The sequence below is a fragment of the Epilithonimonas pallida genome (assembly GCF_900182975.1).
GTDB lineage: Bacteria > Bacteroidota > Bacteroidia > Flavobacteriales > Weeksellaceae > Epilithonimonas > Epilithonimonas pallida.
The window spans coordinates 25176-47165 of record NZ_FXUO01000013.1; the positions used below are offsets into that span (position 1 = coordinate 25176).

At 36.9% G+C, this 21990-nt stretch carries 14 protein-coding genes and 1 tRNA gene; 4 read left to right on the plus strand and 11 right to left on the minus strand.

Going from position 1 to position 21990, the window contains the following annotated elements:
* The first annotated feature begins 114 nt into the window (after positions 1 to 114).
* Positions 115 to 987: an ABC transporter ATP-binding protein gene (locus QOL71_RS17410; RefSeq protein ID WP_283418168.1), complete on the plus strand. Its 873-nt coding sequence runs from the start codon at positions 115 to 117 to the stop codon at positions 985 to 987.
* Between the two features lie 2 nt (positions 988 to 989).
* On the plus strand, positions 990 to 4160 hold the full coding sequence (locus QOL71_RS17415; protein ID WP_283418169.1) for an ABC transporter permease/M1 family aminopeptidase: 3171 nt from the start codon (positions 990 to 992) through the stop codon (positions 4158 to 4160).
* A 346-nt stretch (positions 4161 to 4506) separates the two neighbouring features.
* Here QOL71_RS17415 and QOL71_RS17420 read toward each other — a convergent pair.
* From QOL71_RS17420 to QOL71_RS17430, 3 genes are all read right to left on the minus strand, one after another.
* A tRNA-Arg gene (locus QOL71_RS17420) sits at positions 4507 to 4578 on the minus strand.
* 37 nt (positions 4579 to 4615) lie between these two features.
* On the minus strand, positions 4616 to 6397 hold the full coding sequence (locus QOL71_RS17425) for a TonB-dependent receptor (protein ID WP_283418170.1): 1782 nt from the start codon (positions 6395 to 6397) through the stop codon (positions 4616 to 4618).
* Positions 6398 to 6592: 195 nt separating this feature from the next.
* Entirely contained in the window at positions 6593 to 9562 is a 2970-nt protein-coding gene (locus QOL71_RS17430) for a tetratricopeptide repeat protein (protein ID WP_283418171.1), read from the minus strand.
* 428 nt (positions 9563 to 9990) lie between these two features.
* Between QOL71_RS17430 and QOL71_RS17435 the strand changes: the two genes are divergently transcribed.
* Positions 9991 to 10263 (plus strand): hypothetical protein, encoded by a 273-nt coding sequence (locus QOL71_RS17435; RefSeq protein ID WP_283418172.1) that lies wholly within the window; start codon positions 9991 to 9993, stop codon positions 10261 to 10263.
* 195 nt (positions 10264 to 10458) lie between these two features.
* Here QOL71_RS17435 and QOL71_RS17440 read toward each other — a convergent pair whose 3' ends face one another.
* From QOL71_RS17440 to QOL71_RS17460, 5 genes are read right to left on the minus strand one after another with little or no spacing between them, the layout of a single operon-like run.
* Complete coding sequence (locus QOL71_RS17440) at positions 10459 to 11028, minus strand: RHS repeat domain-containing protein (RefSeq protein ID WP_283418173.1); 570 nt, start codon at positions 11026 to 11028, stop codon at positions 10459 to 10461.
* Positions 11029 to 11052: 24 nt separating this feature from the next.
* Positions 11053 to 11475, minus strand: coding sequence for a hypothetical protein (locus QOL71_RS17445; protein WP_283418174.1), 423 nt, complete (start codon positions 11473 to 11475; stop codon positions 11053 to 11055).
* Positions 11456 to 12013 (minus strand): hypothetical protein, encoded by a 558-nt coding sequence (locus QOL71_RS17450; protein WP_283418175.1) that lies wholly within the window; start codon positions 12011 to 12013, stop codon positions 11456 to 11458. Before QOL71_RS17450 ends, QOL71_RS17445 begins: the two co-directional genes overlap by 20 nt.
* On the minus strand, positions 11985 to 13133 hold the full coding sequence (locus QOL71_RS17455; RefSeq protein WP_283418176.1) for an RHS repeat-associated core domain-containing protein: 1149 nt from the start codon (positions 13131 to 13133) through the stop codon (positions 11985 to 11987). The genes QOL71_RS17450 and QOL71_RS17455 overlap by 29 nt, the downstream gene beginning before the upstream one ends.
* A gap of 30 nt (positions 13134 to 13163) precedes the next feature.
* Positions 13164 to 13679 carry a hypothetical protein gene (locus tag QOL71_RS17460; RefSeq protein ID WP_283418177.1) on the minus strand — a complete coding sequence of 172 codons (516 nt, stop codon included), beginning with the start codon at positions 13677 to 13679 and terminating at the stop codon, positions 13164 to 13166.
* Positions 13680 to 13850: 171 nt separating this feature from the next.
* On the opposite strand from QOL71_RS17460, the gene QOL71_RS17465 reads away from it, so the two are divergent.
* A complete protein-coding gene (locus tag QOL71_RS17465; RefSeq protein ID WP_283418178.1) occupies positions 13851 to 14303 on the plus strand; it encodes a hypothetical protein in 453 nt (150 codons plus the stop codon).
* A gap of 14 nt (positions 14304 to 14317) precedes the next feature.
* Here QOL71_RS17465 and QOL71_RS17470 read toward each other — a convergent pair whose 3' ends face one another.
* The 3 genes from QOL71_RS17470 to QOL71_RS17480 are packed head-to-tail and all read right to left on the minus strand — an operon-like array spanning position 14318 to position 21879.
* Positions 14318 to 14722 (minus strand): hypothetical protein, encoded by a 405-nt coding sequence (locus tag QOL71_RS17470; RefSeq protein ID WP_283418179.1) that lies wholly within the window; start codon positions 14720 to 14722, stop codon positions 14318 to 14320.
* Positions 14723 to 14724: 2 nt separating this feature from the next.
* The gene (locus tag QOL71_RS17475; protein WP_283418180.1) at positions 14725 to 18432 is read right to left on the minus strand and encodes a DUF6443 domain-containing protein; all 3708 of its coding nucleotides are present in this window, start codon (positions 18430 to 18432) and stop codon (positions 14725 to 14727) included.
* 12 nt (positions 18433 to 18444) lie between these two features.
* The gene (locus QOL71_RS17480; protein ID WP_283418181.1) at positions 18445 to 21879 is read right to left on the minus strand and encodes a hypothetical protein; all 3435 of its coding nucleotides are present in this window, start codon (positions 21877 to 21879) and stop codon (positions 18445 to 18447) included.
* Positions 21880 to 21990 lie beyond the last annotated feature (111 nt).

The window sequence follows — 21990 nt, forward strand, 5'->3', positions numbered from 1 at the left end:
ATATCGAAAAGCTCTTGTGACCTTAGTCAATTAGCTTTATCACCATCATTTTTACGCACAATTTGAAAAGCAATGGAAACGTTGCCAGGAATTCTATGACCCAAAATCAAGCCTATGAATACTTTAACAATTAACAACTTAAACCTCACCTACAAAAATGGTTTTCAAGCTATTAAAGATATTTCTTTGAATATAGAAAACGGAATGTTCGGCTTATTGGGACCCAACGGAGCCGGAAAATCATCATTAATGAAAACCATCTTTGGACTGCAGAAACCAACTTCGGGCACAATCATTTTTAACGAAATCGATGTTTCTGAAAATCCAGATCATATCAAACAAAATCTCGGATTTCTGCCTCAGGATTTTGGCGTTTATCCCAAAGTATCTGCGTATGATCTTTTACAACATATAGCTTTATTGAAAGGGATCAGCAATAATTCTGAACGGAATAACCAAATTCTAAACCTGTTGGAAAAAGTCAATCTTTCTGATTTTAAAAACAAGGAAGTTCATACATTCTCCGGCGGAATGAGGCAGCGTTTCGGGGTTGCACAGGCTTTGCTGGGAAATCCGAAAATCATTATCGTTGACGAACCCACCGCTGGTCTGGATCCTGAAGAACGGAACCGTTTCAATTCTTTACTTAACGAGATCAGCAGTGATGTGATCGTGATTCTTTCCACGCATTTGGTTGAAGATGTCCGGAATCTGTGTTCGGAAGTAGCTATTATCAATCAGGGAAAGTTGTTAAAAAAAGGAAATCCAAATGAACTAGTCAATGAGCTGGAAAATAAGATATGGTCAAAATCTATCGAAAAAGATCAGCTGGAACATTATCAATCCAATTACAGGATCATCAGCCAACAATTGATTGAAAGAGAATTACACATCACTGCATTTTCGGAACAACCGCTTTCAGATTTTACGGCAGTCCATCCATCGTTGGAACACGTCTATTTCAACACGCTTACTCAAAAACCATAATTATGAATGTTTTATTTTTATTTGAGGCCAAACGTACAATCAAGCGGTGGTCTGCATATTTCGTTGCCTTAATTCTACTGTTAATAGGCATTTTCTGTGGAAATCAGTTCAATCTTACCGTTGGAGAAGGAATTTATTTAAATTCTCCTTACACCATTGGTTTTATGACAGGATTATTAAGCCTGGTTATCATCTTTTTTGCGATAATTTTTGCCATTCAGGTGCTTTTTAAAGACTGGGATTCGAAATTTGATATTCTCATTTTCTCGTATCCGTTTTCAAAGCGAACATATCTTCAGGGAAAATTTCTTAATTTTTTTCTGCAGACTTTCTTCAGTTTTATATTTTTAATGATCGGATTTATAATCGGACAAAATCTAAGAACAGGAAGTGAAATTCAGCAACATTTTCATTTCTGGCATTACTTCTACCCTCTTCTTATTTTCGGAGGAATCAATTGTATTGTAGTCTGCAGCTTTTTATTTTTCATTTCATTTACCACCAAGAAAAAACTTCTGGTTGTTGTTGGCGGATTGTTTCTTTACGTTCTTTATATGGTGATCCTCGTTTTTTCAAATTCGCCGTTTATGGCAGGAAGTTTACCACAATCATTGCAAACACAGCAATTATCAGCATTGATAGACCCTTTTGGAATTTCATCTTATTTTTTTGAAGCAAGAACGTTATCGGCTCAACAAAAGAATGAATTGATTGTACCATTTACCGGATTTTTATTGATCAACAGAATCGTTTTTTTGATTATTTCAATGTTATTTTTGATATTGACTTACAGGCTATTTTCATTCTCTCCACCTTCCCAAAATAAAAATAAAAGCAAAAACAAGGTCGCAAGTATTTCTTTTAGTAAAAATTTAAAACCATTTACAACCACGAAATCTTCTTTTGGATTTATTTCTGATATAAAATCCGTACTATCATTTGCAAAAATCGACCTCATTTACCTTTTTAAAAGCATCACTATTGTAGCCATTTCAATATTGCTTTTATTTTTTGTAGGAATGGAAATGTACGCTGAAATAGAAAAAGGAATCCGTCTTCCTCAAAAATATGCAAGTTCAGGATTGATGTCGACCACCATTTCGGAAAATTTCCATCTATTTGGAATGCTGATCGCCATTTATTTTATTAATGATTTGTACTGGAGAAGCCAATCGTCGGGGTTTTCACTGATTGAGAAAAGCACTTATTTTTCTAAAAACAAACTCAGCGGACATTTTCTTTCCATCAGTGTCTTATTTTTCTTTCTTACGGCTATTTTGATTTTTGAAGGATTGATATTTCAGTTCATTTACAGTTATTTTCGCATCGATTGGAATGCGTATCTGGGAACCGTTCTTTTTAATACTTTTCCACTAATCCTTTTCTCAGCTTTTATTTTGCTGATCAATGACAATATCCAAAATCGATTTGTTGCGTTGGGAATTTCTGTGCTTGCGGGTTTAACATTCGCTGGACCTGTCTCGAAAAAAATCATATCCAATCCATTATTGAGAATATTTTCAGATTACAAAGGCGTTTACAGCGATTTTAACGGATACGGACCTTATGCGTCAGCTTTTGCAGAACGATTGCTGTTCGGACTAAGTATAATTGTCTGTTTTTGGCTAATTAACAATTACATCAAAACAAAAAAATGGAATGTAAAACAAATCATTCTAACGGTTTTTATATTATCTGTTGGAGTTTTTGCCGGAAATGTTTTTATGAAAGGCTATATTCCTCAAAATGAAGATGAAAAGATGGCACAATCGGCTCAATACGAACAGAAATTTAAACATTATAAAGATCTTGCACAACCGACCATTACTGATGTGACTACCGAAATCCAGCTTTTTCCATCCGAAAATTCTTATAAGATCAATGGAACATATAGGTTGTTAAATCAAACCGACAAATCTATTGATAAGATTTTAATTAATTTCGATTCTGATCTCCAAATAGAGTCAGCCAATTTCAAAACAGATTTCGAATTAAAAAAAATTACTCATCAAGTAACTGAAATTGATTTAAAACAACCTTTAAAGCCCGGAGAAATAGCCACTTTAGATTTTAAAATTTCCTATCGATGGTCAGCGGTTAATGGTCATGATTCTTTCAATTCAATCATAGAAAATGGATCTTTTATGAGAATCAGCCGATATTTTCCAATTTTCGGATATCAAGCTGATAATGAAATTGAAGATGAAGAAAAACGGACAGAATTTAAGCTGGGAAAACAATCGGAATTAAAAAAATTAGAAGCTCCAGAAGTATTCAAAAAAGACTTCATTAATCTGGATATGACCGTTTCGACAGAAAAGGATCAGACCGCTGTAGGAACCGGAGATCTGATTCGACATTACCGTAAAGATAACCGAAACTATTTTCATTACAGATCGAATGGAATTCCGTTTCGTTTTGCTGTTTCCTCTGCAAAATATCAGGTGAAAAGCTTGATTTACAAAGGCATTACGATCAATATTTTTTATAATAAAAAACATTCGGAGAACGTAGAGCATTTACTTGAAAATGCAAAAATTACGTTGGATTACTGTACACAGAATTTTGGAAAATATCCCTTCAAAACTATCAGCTTTGCGGAAATTTCTTCTTTTACGAAAGGTTTTGCGGCTACCGCTTATCCTTCATCTATTTTTATGACGGAAGATATGCTTTTCCACGCCAATATTAAAGCTGATCAAAACCAGGATGTCATCAATGAGCTTGCAGGGCACGAACTTTCGCATCTCTGGTGGGGAAACAGCCAGATCGATCCTGATGACAGAGAAGGCGCAGTGATGCTGACTGAAACCTTAGCGATGTACACCGAAATGATGATCTACAAAAAGATGCACGGAAAAGAAAAAACGATGGAAAGAATAAAAGTTCATCAACAGATTTTTAATAACGAAAAAGGCTTATCTGAAAATCAGCCGCTGTACAAAGTGAGCGGTGAAAATACGCATATTTCTTATTCAAAAGGTGCAGTGGTTATGGTGAAACTAAGCGAACTGATTGGCGAAGACAAGGTAAACGCAGCGCTTAAAAGTTTTCTTTTGCATAATCAATATCCTAAAAAACCGACTACTTTGGATTTGCTTGAAGAGTTTTATAAAGTAAGTTCTAATGATGAGGCCAGGAAGAAAATCTATAATTTATTCAGTTCTGAATAATTTTGAAGCTTTTAATAAATGAAAAATCCCCGTACTTTTATCAGTGTAGGCATTTTGTTTTCATTTCTCATTAAATTTAAAATGAATATATTTCAGTTCATTTTATGTCTATTTTTAATGGGTTTCGATGTAGAATCTCTTCTTCCAAACTATTTTATTTAGCAGGAATTTTAATTGCTTTTTTGGTCTGTTTTCTACTATTGGGGAAGCCTCAGAAAAGATGGGCAGATTATCTTCTTTCAGTGTGGTGATATTGATTATCAATGAAGTTAATTAAAAACTCCATATCTGAACCATTACCAAAAAAAAGGAAAAAGCATTTTTAAAAATGCTTTTTCCCGAAAGGTGACCGCAGAAGGATTCGAACCCTCACTGTCGGAGCCGAAATCCGAAGTTCTATCCATTAAACTATGCAGCCTTGGTAATTGATTAAATTGATAATTTACAATTAATCATTAAAAAGTAATCTTCACACCTCCCAGAAACTGTGCTCCTAAAACTTTGTAACCCAGATAATTCTGATATTTGGCGTTCAGTAGATTATTTCCGAGTGCGAAAATACTGAAATTTTTGTGAATTTTGTACTCTGCGGATAAGTTTAAATCTGCAAACCCACCAACTTTTTCATTTTTATTTTCAACAGATATATACTGGTCAGGATTAAAACCATTTTGAGCGATGGAATAAGAATTTGACGTTCTGTCCGTTACGAAATAAGCTTTGAAGCCGAGATTCAGTTTTTTCTCAAGCATAGTATATTTTGCACCCAGATTAAACTGGAATAATGGCTTGTAATAAACTTCTTCCAGGTTATCTAATTTGTATTTCATAAAATGTAAACCCGCATCAACAGTCAGATTTTCTATTGGGAAAGCCTGCAAATCTCCTTTTACTTCCATCAGAGTTCCGTTATCATAGATTGAACTGAAAGTATTTGCATAATCATAACCGTGCTTGTCTGCGCTAATAGTATTATCAAACAAATTATTATTATAGAAAAACTGAGCGTTATTCACTTTGCTGAATCCTGCATTAACATCATATTTGAAAGTCTGGTCAACATCACCTTTCAAACCGAAATAAAAATGGTATTTGGTCTCAGTTGGAGTTAAAGTGAAATCAGAAATCAAGAAAGGATTTTCGTCCAGAAGATTCCCGTAAGTATTGAGTTTCAAACCGCCATCAATTCCTCCATAAAACTTGAATTCATCCGCAGCTGCAACCAAAACCTCTGCTTTAGGAAACCAGTAGAATTTATTATTTTTTGATTCTTCGGTTACATTGCTGGAGTTTTTAGAATTAAGGAAACTAAAATCAGAACCAATTAACAAATAAGAATCGCCTTTGTAGAAAGTGACTTTGGGCGATAAGGTAAAATTGAATTGATTATTTGTATTCTTATTCAGGATATCAAATTTGGAATTAACCGTTTCCAGATTGATTCCCAAATCTCCATTCGCTGTAATATCATCGTAAACAGAAAAATCGTGCTTGGACAAATTAGCATCCACATTCGCATAGTTTTCACTGGCTCCGAAATGGTCGCTCAAAAAGTAAGATTTCACACGAACGTTATTCAGAATTTCATTGGAGTAATGGTCGTAATAACCATTCACACTGAATTTATTCACTTTTTGCTGCAAATCGACATCATTATTTGCAGGCGTCAATGCATAAATTCCATAATAATTGTAATTGTTGAAAGCATAATTGGCATCAATATTAAACTTTCCGCTTTCCGTATAAATATTAGCAAATCCGCCAATTTTAGCTTCATTCTGCTTAGAATCCCAATCGTAAATCTTTTTCAGACCACTTGTAGAAAGATAATGTAAATCCGCTCCTACTTCCACATTGTCCTGCACTTTTCCCGAAACATTAGCATCTGCCAAAAATTTCCCATAATTCCCATAACCCAATCTGAAATAATTAGATTGATAATCATTGGAGAATTTCGGAGAAATATCTTCGCCCTGGATTTCGGTGGTTTTGAAATCGGAAACCGGCGGAACATTCACGATATCATATTTCAGATTCAGCGAATCTTCCTTTTTCTTGTTATCCGGCGGATAGTTTTTTTCCTGAACAACAGATGTTTTCTTCTTCTCGATTTTCTTTACTTCTGGTTCTCTTTTTCTGTTGAGAATCAATTGCTCTTCCTTGATTTGAGCGCCTAATTCCGAGATCCCGACTGTTCCCAAAAATGCCAAAACGGCGATATATTTTAGTTTGTTCATTTAAATTTTATTTAAAATCAAATTAATCGCAAAGGCGCAATTTGTTTGGATTCAAAATTCGTTTAAAAGTCGCAAAAAAAAGATTCAAATCTTAAACTACAATTTTATCGAAGATAAAATCTTTGCGTCTCTAAACATTTTTTATTTTTAAATTTTTGCGACTTTGCGATTAAAAATACAAAGCCAATATTTTACTTATTTTTTAATTTGGGCTTTCACTTCCTTCGCTTCAGCCACAATTTCCGGGAAATCGCCATAATTATTGATAATTTCGTCAAGTGTATAACTTGCCTGGTAATTATCTTTCAGCGCCAGATAATTTTTCGCCATCAGGACTAAAGCTTTTGCGCCCCAATATTCTTCTGAAGCATAATTGTTCGCCAATTTGAAAATAGTTTCATTGGACGACTTGAAGGCCTTTCCTTTATTCTGATAGAAAGCTTTCGCGTATAAAGCTTCTGCCGCCACTTCTGTGTTGGAAGATTTCTCCAAAGCGGTATAAGCCGTTTGTGCATCCCTGTCTTTGCCTTGCTGCATCAGGCTCCTTGCTTTGATGACTTTCGCCTGTTCCAGGGTTGCTGCCGAATTTTTCGAATTAGCAATTACAGCGTTTGCATATTTTTCAGCTTCAGCAAAGTTCTTTTCGTCCGCATAGATTTTCATCAATTCTACCGAAGCGAAGTTTTTAATCGTAACATTGGTAGAATTAGCATTCTGTTCCAGATACTTTTTCGCATCAGCAATTTTATCCTGAGCTAAATAAATCTGAGCCAATCTTACCTGAGCTTCCTGCTGATAATCATTTTGAAAGTCAGCAACATTTTGTAATGGAAGTAATGCTTTATCCGTTTGTTTTAATTGATAATAACTTTCGCCCAGCTCATACTGCGCTTTGAAAAGATTATCACCGCTTGGACTCTGGTCCAGATATTTTTCGTAGTAAGAAACCGCTTTTGTGTAATCTTTTTTCGAGAAACTATCCTGTGCAAGATTAAGATTGATTTCACTGATTTCTGTTCCGGAAACATTAACATTAAGGCCTTTTGCAAATTGTTCGTAACCTGCAACATCACTGGTTTTCACAAAAGCAGGTTTTGCAGCAGCAACAATTTTGTCTGCGTAAGCTGTGTTTTTATACTGATTCGCCAATTGTCGAAATTCTGCAATGGCATTTTCATTCTGATTCAGGTCAATCAGATTCTGAGCTCTGTAAATCTGGGAATTCGCTACCAAATCCTTATCAGGACTGGATTTGATGACTTTATCAAAGTAAGAATTGGAATTGTTGAAATCATCATTCTGAGCATAAGCTGACGCTATTTCATAGTTCGCATCATCCACATATTCCGAATTAGGATATTTTGAAATCAAGGTTTTCAGTTCAGAAATCTTTGCAACCGTATCGCCTTTGAAACCTAATGCCAGAGCTTTTTGATACAACGTATAATCGCTGGCATTTTCGGTTTTATTATAAATTTCCAAAGCTTCATTCAACTGATTGTTGGCGTAATATGTATCAGCCAAACGCAATTCTGCATCCGCTTTGAATTCCTGCTTCGGGAATCTCAGATATTCCTTAAAATATTCCTGAGCAGAAGCAAAATCCTTAGACTTGAAATAAGCATAACCTAAGTCATAGTCCAATTGTTCACGTTCCGGAAAACCTTCTGCAGTTTCGTTTTCAAGTTTGGTGTAAGTTGCAATGGCAGATTTATAATCACCTTTCTGGTAGTAAGTCTGTCCTAACCAATACTGTGCTTTTTTATAAAAATCTTTATTGAGATTGAATTGAAGACTTCTTTTAAAATACGTTTCGGCAGCATCAAAATTCCCTTTGTTGAATTCCTCAGAACCTAAAAGATAAGAAACCTCCTGCTCTATTTTTTTAGTCTCATTCGTTTTCTGGTCAAGTTTCGAAAGGGCATCCAGAGTTGCTTTATAATCTCCGGAATACAGATAAGACTTAACCAGCAGTGAGCTCATTTCCTGAGTTTTAGAATTCGGATATTTATCCAGATATCTCTGAATTACTTTTGAAGAGTTCTCAAATGGATTTCCTAATTCATAACTCAATTTTGCATATTGTTCCAAAGCCAGTTGCTGAACTTTCGCATCATAATTCATCTGTGACGCATTACGATATGCTGAAAGCGCTTCTTGTTTTTGATTATTTTGCAGATAAGCATTCCCGAGTTGATAATAAGCGTTTTGAGCTAGCGGAGATTGGCTGTTAATTAATTGATTATAATAACCTACTGCTTCGGCATTTTTTCCTACCTGAGAAGAAACAAATCCCATTTCGTAAAGGTCGGTTTCCGACGGCGTTTGTTCTTTATCCAAAAATAATTTCAAGTGCGGATAAGCCGACTGGTAATCGCCTTTCATAAAGTAGCTCTCTCCTATTATTTTGTGGATTTCTGTATCGTAAGCAGTTGTTTTTCCGTTGTTCAGGATTTCATTCCCTTCAGAGGTTGCCAGATCATAGTTCTTCTGATTGTAGTACATCTGCACATAATAAGGCTTTACCAGATGTGCATAGTCTTCATTATTCTTGATTTGGTCAAAGTAAACAAATGCATTTTCATTTTGCTTGTCAGCATAATAAAGATGTCCCAACATATAAGAAATTGCGGGCTTGCTATTTTCATCAGCATTTTTAAATGATTCTTCCAAAGCTTCGATTGCTCCTGCTGAATCTCCTGTCATAAACTTGGCATAACCCAGCTTCATAATATGCTGTGTATTTTCCTCTTTACTCAGCTGGTATTGATTGACTTTCTGTAAGGTTTCCAAGGCTTTTTCAAAATCCTTTTTTGCCAAATAATAATCTGCCAAAGGTCCGTTGGCCTGAGCGAAATAAGCCGACTTTGGATATTCTTTCATAAAAGCATTCAGACCTTCTTCAGCATATTGCTGCTGCAAAATCACGCCAATTACATTACTGAAAAACAATGATGCTTCTTTTCTGGAATTGCTAAGACTTTTATTGTAAAAATATTGTTGAGAATATTCGTATTGGGAAGCGTTGTAAACTTTGGTGTTGTAGAGATTCTCTGCCAAACCAAAATGATAGTCTTCTTTCTGCGTAAAATATTGAGATTGTTGCGCCTCAGAAATCCCATAAAGCGATAACATCGAAGCCAGTATTACTTTTTTTGAATTCATATAGATTTTCAAAATTATTGTCAAAGCCTCAGCTTCAACAAAGTTTGTTCCTTTTTCAACGAAAATAGCGAAAAGATATTATTTAAAGGGAACTTAAATGGAAATTAATTAATATAATACTTTGATCTCCTCATCGGGATATCTTCAATAGTAATTGTATTCATAGGTTGTCCGTCTGAGGTTCTCGAAGACTTTCTAAACTAAATTTCCTTTAGCTGAATCGATATAATTCAAAAATACCCGATGTCGCGGATTTGTAATCCGAGATCAATTATAAATCTACCTACACACCTGGAACACTCTGTTATGGCTCTCAATATTTTAGACAGCCTGTTTTCTAATTTCTCCTGTTCTGGCTACCTGCAATATTATTTTAAAATCAATTTGTATATCTTTTTCTTTATAGTTTAGCGGTAGTTTATTTTACTTTGGCGGAAGCTTATTATACTTTAGCGGAAGGCTATTCTATTTTGACGGTAGCTTGTTTCATTTCGACAGTAGCTTATTATAGTTTAGCGGTAGTTTATTTTACTTTGGCGGAAGCTTGTTTCATTCTGGCGGAAGGCTATTCTAGTTTAGCGGAAGGTTATTCTATTTTAGCAGAAGCTTATTCTACTTTGGCGGAAGCTTACTCTAATTTATCAGAAGTTAGTTTTTTTAGTATTCTTTTAGTAAAAAAAACCTACGGTGCGGATTTGTAATCCGTGACCGGTTATAATTCACCAACATATCTGAAACACCTTTTATGAGTCTCAGCATTTTAGATAGCCTGTTTTCTAATTTCCTCCTGTTCCGGCTACCAGCAATACCATTTCAAACTTTATTTTCCTATCTTATTTCTATAAAAATAGTATTGAATACCAATACTATTTTTATTTACCAACTTGTTTGGAACATTACCTAGATTCGTTTGCTATCATACCATAAGCTAGAGTTTTTGATATTGGTCCTGTAGGGTTACTACTATTCATTCTGCTAACTTGTAATAACATCATTATAGGCCTGTTTAAATCAACATCTTTTATAGCGCCCATAAGATTATTTTTACTCACAGGATAATAAATCTTATCTCCAACATTAAACTTTCTCGTCAAGAATGAGCTGTTTACACCTTTTGGATCATTAAAAAACAACTGTTTCCCATTTGAGTCAAAAAATCTGTTTGGTTTGTTATTTGTGATTTTTGAAGCTACTTTACCACTCTTATCTAAAAAATAGTCATATGGCGGTTTCTGCGTATTTCTCATATTTCTCTCATTCTGTGCATCTCTTAACTGCATAAACACCTCTTTAGCAGCTTCCCCTGTAAAATTAATATCCATTCTTCCATCCGGGTCTATGTTGCGGATAGGGTTATTGGCTGCATAGTGGTAAGGTGTCAGTCTCGTGTTCTTCTCAGCCAGAGGATCTACACTAAACCAACGTCCCACATCCGGCATCAGCATCCTTGCTCCAAAATCATACATCCCTGTCTCCTGCAGTTCCTTACATTAGTTTACTATATTTAATTCTCCTTTTACTCTTATAAGCATCTCCTTTCTCTTAACTTCCTTATCATACAGCCAGATAGTATCTTGATTATATTTGGTGATTTTAATTTGAGAATTATAATTCATAAGGGTTAATATTGAATCATTAGCAACGCCCCATTCCATTCTCTGCCAAATGCCAGGATCATTAAATATTCTTCTTTCATTTTCTAATTTAGAGTAAGAGTATTTTATAAGTTTACCGTTTTTATTAAACTTAAAAGTAAAACCATAAAATTCAGCCCTGTCTCTGGGCCATTCGTAATTCCAGTATCCTACACTGTCATTATACAGAATAACATCCTTAATCTTGTCTGACGGGCTTTTACAGCCTACTAACAATAAAAATAAAATTGGAAAATTTTTAATTGCGAGGATCTGCAATATCTTTGTATTTCTGGGTTGGGTATTCTTTACCATTTACCTTCACTTTGAGTATTGTTTGTTCAATGTTTGATTTTCCTGTGTTATGTAAATTATCCTTTTTATATCGGGTTAGAATTAGGATACTTTGATATTCACTTTTTTTAGTTCCTTGTAAAATAATACTATCCTGGTTATAGAAAAGAATTTTTCTATTCTGTTTATGATAATATCCACTTACCGGATTTCTTTCAGATTCAATACTCACCACCGAATCATTGATAATAAACCATCTTTCAGGATTATACATATCATCTTTTGGTATTTTTTCTAATTGCTTTGTTGAGGAATTGTTTATATACTGGATTTGTTTTCCATCTCTAAAAAATTCTTTTACTCTGTAAGGATAAAATGCATGTGTCTCATCCATACTGTAACAATACCATTTTCTACTGCTGTCTCCTGCGAAAACAGAACGTATTTTATTTTGCTTATTTTCTTTGCAGGAAAAGATAACTAAAAAGAGTAAACTAATCTTGAGGTTTGCTAATATCTTCATAGGCTTGTGTATTATAGTATGTGTTCCCTACTTGTGGTGTTATGGTAATGCCGGTAGGCAATCCTCCCGGATTGTATGTGTTTATATAAACATCTCCAGTATTTCCCTGGTTATAGGTATTGATCATATTTAAATGATTGATACCATAGCTGGATTCTTTGTTAGCTGCATTCAGGACGTGTAGACCAAAACTGGCTGCCTGACCTGCTCTGTAGCCTTCGGTGGTCTTAGCAAAATCCGGATTCATAGCCTCCTGTAAATACACTTTTGAATGTGCTGCAAAACTGTAATCCCCATCTATTTTTTCATTTCTATGTCCTATTTCGTGGTTTATAGAGGATCTGATATTGTACGCATCATTAAAAAGCCCGCTTTTTAATGATGTAGAGTTAAAGAAGATATTGCCATTCCCATTAGTATTGGCTATTCCTGTAGCGAATGTACCTACACCTATATATCCTTTCATACCTTTTCCTGCAGCATAGTGGGCTAAGATATTAGAAACGGCTTGTCTCGTTCCTCTGCTAGAATAGTCAAGTTGTGATAATAGATACCCTCTACTTCCAGAATGGACGATTACATTATTACTTTTCTTATTATCTCTATAAATAAATCTGCCATTGGCATTAAAATGATCATCTGGCGGTCTCTGCGTATTTCTCATATTTCTCTCATCCTGTGCATCTCTTAACTGCATAAACACCTCTTTAGCAGCTTCCCCTGTAAAATTAATATCCATTCTTCCATCCGGGTCTATGTTGCGGATAGGGTTATTGGCTGCATAGTGGTAAGGTGTCAGTCTCGTGTTCTTCTCAGCCAGAGGATCTACAACGCCCCATCTACCTATGTCTGGCATATAAAATCTGGCCCCAAAATCATAAAAACCGGTTTCCTGCAGTTCCTTGGTTCCAAACTTATAGTTCAGCGGTGAGCCTTTCGGGTCATACACCGCGCCGGCTCCTGCTGCCACAAAGTTCATCCCAAACGGGTAATAATCATTCCGGTCCAGGATCTCCAGCTTATTGATAGCCGCATTCCAGCTATAGCTTACCCTCACGTTCCCCCAGGTGGTCTTTGTACTGATAAATTTGGAATAAATGTATTTATAATGATAATTCACACTAAGTTTGATACATCATCAACTTCTTACTCATCTTGATATAATAGAGACATTATTTTCATCCTTTGAGCTTGAACAATAGTATTCTACTATTAAATCAGATTCAATAGCCGACTTCTCATTCCTTAGTATGGTAAGTAACTTTTCATCTTTAGTATTTATCATTTGATTGTCTACAAATATTAATAAATTGTCTTTTATTTTTTTAAAATTTTCTATATCATTTGAGCAAAAAAATCTTACCAACTCAATCTCCTTATTTCTAATTTCTTTTTCTTGGGAATATTTAAAATTCTGTATCGATACGAATTTTAACGCTTCATCATACTTTTTTAATAAAAGAAAATAATTTAATTTTTTTATTATAAAATCTTGTTGATTAATCTCGTTTTGCCCAAACATTTTATCTAAAATATTTAAGCATTCTTCACATTCTTTAGAAGATTTGCTTTTATTTGTATTTAGACAAAACTTGTTATTTTGTGCTTTACCTTCACAAGATATTATCAATATAAATGATAACACTATTAAAAATGTATTTTTCATAAATTCTCTTTGTTTATTATTAGGTTATAAGTTTAATTTAAATCATTACATAAGTTTTTTCGAATTGATTTAGGATGGATTAAAATAATTATTGACAACTTATTGATAAGAATGTTAATTATTATTATATTGCGTTAAGTTAAAAAAAATCCTAATAATGTCCCAATTTATATGAAAAAAAACATTGCCTTCTTTTTGCTATTTATGAGTATAATTAATTTTGCACAAACACCACCTCCACCAGAAGTAGAAATAACACCTGATAAAAAAATTCTTGTTGACCAATTAATTGAAATAACTCATTTTGAAGAATATATCAAAAGTTACTGTATTGATGTTATCCAACAAGTAGCACAAGCTAACAATTGGAGCGACCAACAAAAAGATGAGATCTCAAACAGCAATTTTAAATTTTTTAATCGTAGTATCTATTACTATTTTATAAAAACACCTAACACTGATATAACAAATTTGATTAAAGCATATAAAAAAATAAATTCAGCACAATCGTCCAAAAAACAGAATTTATTAATTCCTTTCAGTACAGGGATAAGAAAAGATTTAGAATTTTTTATTTTAGACGTACTCAAAGGGCTGTATAAATTAAATGAAGAGGGGAACTAAATCCCCTTTTTCATTTACCATTTTTTGAGTTGCCGCTTTAGAGCAGTTGTATCAACTTTAAAAGGAATTTCTTTTAGTTTCCATCCATTTTTTGGATATACATATATTGAATCCGTTACATTAACTTGAAAAATTGAGTTATTATTTGGGTGTAATGAATCAAATGCAATTAAGTAGTTATCACCTTTAATAAAAGTTCCTGTTGAAGATCCACTTTTAATTTTTTTGTTATTTAAAAAAAATATGAAATCCGTTCCTGCTCCTTTTGTTGTTTGTCTATAGTGAAAGTCAGAAGTTATAGTCGCTATAGTATATTTTGTATGTTTTAGAAATGATTTCTCACCAAAAAAAATCATTAAAAGCAAAACAACTATAACTATTGACATAAATATCCAAAAAATTTTATTCTCTTTTTTCATTTTTAATAATCTTGATTAGATGTTTTATCAATAGTTGCATCACCTATATTTGAGACGCCTTGGTTTGATAATTGGAAAAGCACGTTACCCGACAATCCTGGCTTTAAAAACTCTCCAAGACCACCAACAGATGAAAGTCCCGCTTTTATAGTATTTTTTCCAAAATCATTTTGAACACCAATAATACCTCCATTATCATTGTAAGAATTATAATTATTGTTAATAAAATTAAGCCCAATTCCCCATTTATAACCTGGCACAAATGTAGTAATTGCAGTTTGTTTCAGATCGACACTTCCTTTGGCACCATATTGCGTTAGCACATCAATAGATCCTTTCATAAACATCACACTTTCTCCTCCCATAATAAAGAATGGTACATATACCGGCGCAGAAAGCACTTTCGCCAGCTTATCCATTTCCTTTGAACTGATATATGCTCCTGTATCTGGTGCAAGCCTTGCTTCTCCGTTAATCGTAAAATTACGATTTAGTCCCAGTACTACTTTTTGGTTGCGCCCTACACCTTTACCATTAGAGCCAAGTGGCGTGGTATATACATTATTGGTTCGTCCATCAGAATAATCAAAATAACCAGCCTTCATAGCTTGTTCCCTGCTTTTTATTTCACCATTCCAATGCCAACCCCAAGAATCTTTTACCCAATCATTTGGCCTTTGCGTACTATTATTACTGCTCTTAGAATTAAAACTATCCCTTAACTGGACAAACACCTCTTTAGCGGCTTCACCTGTAAAATTAATATCCATTCTTCCATCCGGGTCTATGTTGCGGATAGGGTTATTGGCTGCATAGTGGTAAGGTGTCAGTCTCGTGTTCTTCTCCGCTAACGGATCTACAACGCCCCATCTACCTATGTCTGGCATATAAAATCTGGCCCCAAAATCATACATCCCTGTCTCCTGCAGTTCCTTGGTTCCAAACTTATAGTTCAGCGGTGAGCCTTTCGGGTCATACACCGCGCCGGCTCCTGCTGCCACAAAGTTCATCCCAAACGGGTAATAATCATTCCTATCAAGGATCTCCAGCTTATTGATAGCCGCATTCCAGCTATAGCTCAGTCTCACGTTCCCCAGGTGGTCTTTGTACTGATAAATGTACTGCTTTTTCTTAAAATCATAAAACCCTTCCGCCGTCGGGAAAAATGACAGGGCCATCGTCACCCCAGGGTCTATCGGCCGCACCACGGCTTCGTTTTCTATAAAAACTTCTTCCTCGGCAGCGGTTCTGGCGCTCAGCGTGTTATCATCCGTCTGCAGGAACGCCTGCGCCACTTGGGCGCTCTCCGTCACATAATGGAAGCCGTCCAGGTATTCCGTATTGGTAACCGTGATATCTGTGCCATTATCCAGCATGAAGGTTTTCTTCAGCTTCACCCCATCGGCACGGTACAGGTACTGCGTAGTGTTCTGCTGCTGTATCTCACTCGGCAGGTTCAGGATATTATAGGTGATGTTCGTGATCCCTTTGTCCGGCATCCGCACCATATTCCCGTTGGCGTCGTATTCTATCAGTCCGTTGCCGCCCTCATAGCCGCTCATATTGCCGGATACATCATCAATATGCGTCACCTGGTTTCCGCTGTAGAGGTAGACCAGGTCATCCATACTGATGACATTCCCAAACTTGTCTGTCCCTCCAAATCTCTTCAGTCGCTGGATATTCCCGTTCAGGTCATACTGGTCCACTATCTCGTGGTAGGATCTCTGGGAAGGGTTGACCTGCCCCTGGTAGAAGCCCGCTTTCAGCCGGTTCAGACCGTCATAGACGTAGCCAAAACGGTAAGGGGCCGTCCTGGGCTGTGACCCTGTTGCATTCACAGAGTTCCAGTCCACCTCTGCTATATTCCCATTGTACCGCTTGGTGACCTGCAGGCCGGGAAAGTTGACATTGGGTACCGGCAGCCCTTTTATCGTCTCATTGTAGCGGATCCGGTAGCCAAATACATCGGTGCCCATAGCGGCAATATTATCCGGGTTGTTCACAGAGGTGATCCAGCCGCGGATGTTGTACCTGTAATCTACGGTCTGCAGTGCGGTGCCCGTGCCGCCCACTTTTTTCCAGTCCAGCTGCCCCAGCTCGTTGTAATGGTTCAGCGCCAGGGTTTCCGTAGGCTGGCTGTTCACTTTATGTTCGTGCCTGGTGAGGCGGTTTTTGGCATCATAGGTAAAGGTCTGTTCTATAGTGGCAGAGGTGGCAGTAAGACTGTTCCTGCTGTGGTATGTAAAGGTCTTCTGTGGCAGCCCGGCAAAGTCCAGGACACTCTCGTTTTTGGTGTAGCCGCCCAGGTGGTTGTAGCTATGGGTGCCTATAGCTCTGCCCTTCCGGTCATAGAATGTATAGTTCCTGGTCCACCTGTCATCCTCAAGATTTTTCACATACGAAGCGGTGGGCAGTGCTTTGGTAGAGACATTAACGCCCGCTGGGTAGGTATCTTTCAGGATCGGTACGCTCTGTACCGCATCACCGGCAGGGAAAGTGGTTCCCGGCGGGTAACTGTCATAATAATTAACGGAAAGCAATGTATCCGGAGCGCCAAAATAGCCGTAGGTATAGTAGGCTGTCAGTCCATTCCTGGTAAAGCCTGTTGCGTCTTTGGCTTCTACAATGATGAGGCTGCCTGCCTGGCTCTGCATGCTGCTCCTGGTTCCGCCCTGCATCAGGCCCGTGTAGATGGGCCTGCCCAGTTGGTCATATTTGGTGATCATCCATGTGCCCTGGGCGCGCAGGTTGGCATCCTGCGTCAGGATCAGCCGGTCTGCACGGTCGTACACCATATATTCCCAGCCTTTGCCCGGAACTTTTTTTTCCACCAGGCGGCTTTTGCCATCGTACCGGTACTGGTAGCAGAGTTCCTGTATCGCCGGTCCGGTTACGGCATCATTTAAGATATTGGTACCCGGCTGCAGTGCGTCTATCTTTACCGAGGCTTCCGGGGAGATGACGTAAGCCAGCTGGTTATATTCGTTATAGATATAATAGGTGTCGGTATTGACATTAGGGGCCAGCTCTCTTCTGATGAGAACCGTCTGCCCCTGCTGGTTTTTAAATTCGGTAGTTTTATTCCCGTCTTCATCCAGTGCCAGATTTTTATAGAGCATATTGCTGCCATAGTATTTGGCGGTTCCTGTCTGCAGTGTATTGTTATTCTGATCATTCCAGTCCGTAACTGTAGAAAATCGCATTACCTTGTCTGTGCTCAGATTGGCGGCATAATCCATTGCAACAGGGTTGGCGCTCCAGGCTGCCCCCGGATGGTATTGCTGCCTTACCCGGTCCAGCGGAGAATCTTCCAAAACTTTTTTGGTGTAGAAGGTAGTCTCCGTCGGAAATATGGAAGAATATACCGGATTGGATACCGGCGGGTCTGCAGCCGGATTATGGGTGTAAATCTTGCCAAAGCTGGTTCCGGATTGCGGGAGCGGCAAATAATCTGTTACCTGCCTGCCAAAGCCATCATAGACTACAGGAAGTACTATATCATTTCCCAGCGGCGAAGCCTGTACGCTCAGTATCTGCTTTGGCCTTCCCAGCCCGTCCAGGTATTGGATGGTTTCCGTTTTCCTGGTACAGGTTTCATCCAGGCAGACGGTGCTGAAAACATAATTTTCCCCGGGGCTGGGTACAGTCTGCGCTAATCCTGCAACTGGCATAAGCAATAGTAGTGCAGGGATCTTATTTTTTCTCATAATTTTGTGCTTTTATGGTTTATAGTGGTATTCGTTTTTCTTAAGCAGGATGCCGTTGGCATCCTTCACTTCTTTTAGCCTGCCGGAAGTGTCATAGCTATAAAACTCCCTCATACCGCCAGGTGCCGTAATGCTCCGTACGCCTACCAGAGGATCATAGGTGTATGTAGTGATCTGGTAATTACTCAGGAGCGGGTCTTTTCTCAGCTTATCCAGCTCTGCCAGCAGTGCGGATTCATCATTTCCGGGAGCCGCAGCGGCATCACTATCGGAGGCTGCAATGGCCGAGATGACAGATTGGATATTCTGGAGGTTGTCATATGTTGCGCCTTCTATCTTGGCTATCGGAAAGATCTGGTTGTATCCCCAGATGACAGAAACCGGGATTCCGTTTCCGTTAGCATCTGGCTTCAGGATATATTGCAAAATATTGCCTTTGAGATCATACTTTTTATACAGCATTTCTGCAGACATAGTTCCGCTCTTCAGATCCAATGACGATACACTTACAGGCAACGGAAGCCCCGAGGTTTTGGTGTTGGCCTCATTTTGAGATACAGGATATTGTGTCTCAATTTTTGAAACAGTGGTAACCCCATTACTTTTTACCTCGGTCTGCAACGGGATTCCAATCATATTTTTAGATTGAAGATAAGGATTGGGGATATCATCCGCATACTTATAATGCTGGGAGTTCAGGATATCGCCGTTGCCGTTCTTCAGCGTCTCGCTCACAGGAAAGGTGTGAATAGGAGGATTGGAATAACCAGTCACTTTTTCCGTAACGGTAGTCGGCTGGTTATTGATATAATCCGTTGTCGTCGTTTTGACATTCTTGATCCAGATATTTCCAATCCCAAATTCTGCATAATTAAAATAATAAGATTCACTTAAGCCCATGTTCCCGTTAAACCTTGATACCATTTTCACCTGAATGTCCAAGCCATTGGCAATTGTACCGGAAGTAAAACCCTGATTCTGATTTAAAGAAGTATTTTTATTAAAATAATTGTCATAATCATACTTATATTCTGTCTTGCGAACTGTATTTCCATTGCTGTCATACAAGTTTTCCTGTTGCAATAGTCCTCTATCCAGGGGTTGAAGCGGCCAGGTAACATTGATTTTGCCCCAAGGCTCATATAAAGTGGTTCCCGGATCATTGTTATATAAGGTTTCCTTTTTATAATTGGTAACAGGATTCAGAGAAGATTCGAAAACTTCTTGTACATATCCGTAAGCCACAGCTTTGCCTCTTACAGTATTAATTTGCCATCCGGGGTTATTAATTCTACTTTGATATTGCATATATCTTTTTCCACTTATTGCCGGTGGAGGAAAAGGAAGATCAAATTCCTGATATTTTATGGCTACAAATTGTTCCTCTCCATGATTAATGCCGCTTGTCTGTCCGGTATTTGGATCTATATAGCTATATTTTCTTATAATCTTTCCATTGTCAATGGAATTATTTTCAATCTGCTTTACTCTGATATTGCCTGTCTTTCTTATATCTGAATCTGTAATAACATATTCATTTACCCAACTATATTTAGCCGTTATTGTTCTGGTGCCTGTTGGAGGGATTGGTGCACCATCAGTAGATCTTTCATAGACATTTAACCTGTAAATACCTGGAGTATCTTCCCTGTTAATAGGAAATTTAACAGGCGTTGTACAAACAGCTCCTTGCCCTACTCTAGTAAATTGTGATCCTGAGCTGTTTTTTTTCCATAATTCCCATTGAGGTGTACTCCAAGTGACTGGAGTTGGTGAATTTTCAGCACATTTGGAATCATACAAAATAATACCTTGATTATAGATTGGTAAGCCACTATTATTTAGAATTTCAAATTCAAGATAAGGCATGTATAAGTTTGCCTCTTCTGATTCACGTATTTCATAACCATATACAGGACCAACATCTTCAAATAACTTATAGTTATCTGCTTCATAGGTAATCTGTGTATAACCTCCTGTAGGATATTTTATTTTTTTTAAATTGCCGATGACACCATAATTAAAATCTGGCTGCTTGTCTGCTCCTAAATAGACTCTTTTTCTCTCATCCAAAATAGCTCTCGTTTTTACAGTTGGAATAGGTGCAGTATTTAATTTTCCGTTGTACACACCCCAAAAGTCTTGCGAAAAAGAAAGTCTGTTTGGTAAAGTTTGATTTTCCTCTTCTCCATAATAGCTAAATCCATATTCTCCGTTTGCCAGGTTATCTCTTACATTTATAAGTTTCAGACGTTTATACATATCCGGACCATTCGCAAATGAGTAATTTTCATAAATTTCAGGAACAGGATCAGACGTGATAAAATAATCATACATCAATGAAAGATCTTTGATAACATGATCATTATTATCCTTCACTATTACTCTTGTCAAATATACATCTCCTAATAGATCCTGCCGAGGAGCAGTAAATCCTTCCGTATCATTATTATAATAAAATAATACTTTCCCTTGACTAAAATTGATTCTCGAAAGAGCTTGTTCTCTTAATTGAGTCTGATTTACGCATCTGTCCGGGGGTAATACTAAAGGGTTAAAGCTACCTACGTAAGGAACCCAGTATTTACTGATTTCATCCTGCTCTGTAATTGAAGTGACATATGCAGCACCTATACTTTTACCATAGGTATAAATTATCTCCTCATTATTAGGAAATTTTATTTTTTCAATTTTGTAATTGGGCTGATAGTCAATGTCAATTGGTATTACTTTAGGATCACAACTACTAGTATTCTCAATACCCATATTATGATCGTTTCTAAAATAATAATAAACCCCTTTATCATCGGACATTTCCATAGCATCTATTCTTTGACCATTGATAATAATCGGTTTTATCTTAGTCATATTGTATGGTCGTGGAATTCCATTTAATCCATTAGAATCCATAATGAATTGCCCCCCGCCGTTTAACAAACTGTATGAATAAATATCGGGTAATTGATCGTATGTGAATTCGTTTGCAAAACTTCTAATTCCCACAGCACTAAGTGCGATTCCACATGGGTCAGTAGTAGGATATACAGGTCCTTTCAAGCATGGTTCAGGAATATCTATAGAATTATTTAAGAGAGGTTTTTCTGGTCGTTTATCCATTCTTCCCATTATCTGTTGTGACAAATGTGGCCCAGTATTTAAAGCCCAGCCTAAACCAACACGGCTTGCAATTTCTGCAACTTTAACACCCGTTGTTGTATATTGTAGCTGTATGGGAATTTTCTCGCCAGCCACATCTATTGTATATATTGGGATGGTAAAATCTGCAACTCCTGTATAACTTCCTGGAGGAATATCAATAGCCTTAGAAAGTGATGCTGCATCTGGTGTCTTTGGGTATACATCTACATCGGGTTTATATGATGTATTTTGACCTGAGAATTCATTTGCTAATAATAAAGCAAAAATCAGTTTTATTATTTTTCTCATAATTTATGTTTTTTATTCTTTCACGATTTTAGCAGTTAGTTTTTTATTTTGTTGAGTCGGGATACTCGCTTTGATGATGTAAACACCCTGTGGAAGCTTTGAGGTATTGAT

What these genes read in the sequence shown, in the direction of transcription:
- QOL71_RS17410 (WP_283418168.1), top strand. Translation starts at nt 115, where the DNA reads ATGAATACTTTAACAATTAACAACTTAAACCTCACCTACAAAAATGGT.
- QOL71_RS17480 (WP_283418181.1), bottom strand. Translation starts at nt 21,879, where the DNA reads ATGAGAAAAATAATAAAACTGATTTTTGCTTTATTATTAGCAAATGAA.
- QOL71_RS17425 (WP_283418170.1), bottom strand. Translation starts at nt 6,397, where the DNA reads ATGAACAAACTAAAATATATCGCCGTTTTGGCATTTTTGGGAACAGTC.
- QOL71_RS17470 (WP_283418179.1), bottom strand. Translation starts at nt 14,722, where the DNA reads ATGAAAAAAGAGAATAAAATTTTTTGGATATTTATGTCAATAGTTATA.
- QOL71_RS17430 (WP_283418171.1), bottom strand. Translation starts at nt 9,562, where the DNA reads ATGAATTCAAAAAAAGTAATACTGGCTTCGATGTTATCGCTTTATGGG.
- QOL71_RS17465 (WP_283418178.1), top strand. Translation starts at nt 13,851, where the DNA reads ATGAAAAAAAACATTGCCTTCTTTTTGCTATTTATGAGTATAATTAAT.
- QOL71_RS17440 (WP_283418173.1), bottom strand. Translation starts at nt 11,028, where the DNA reads ATGTATGATTTTGGAGCAAGGATGCTGATGCCGGATGTGGGACGTTGG.
- QOL71_RS17450 (WP_283418175.1), bottom strand. Translation starts at nt 12,013, where the DNA reads ATGAAGATATTAGCAAACCTCAAGATTAGTTTACTCTTTTTAGTTATC.
- QOL71_RS17475 (WP_283418180.1), bottom strand. Translation starts at nt 18,432, where the DNA reads ATGAGAAAAAATAAGATCCCTGCACTACTATTGCTTATGCCAGTTGCA.
- QOL71_RS17460 (WP_283418177.1), bottom strand. Translation starts at nt 13,679, where the DNA reads ATGAAAAATACATTTTTAATAGTGTTATCATTTATATTGATAATATCT.
- QOL71_RS17415 (WP_283418169.1), top strand. Translation starts at nt 990, where the DNA reads ATGAATGTTTTATTTTTATTTGAGGCCAAACGTACAATCAAGCGGTGG.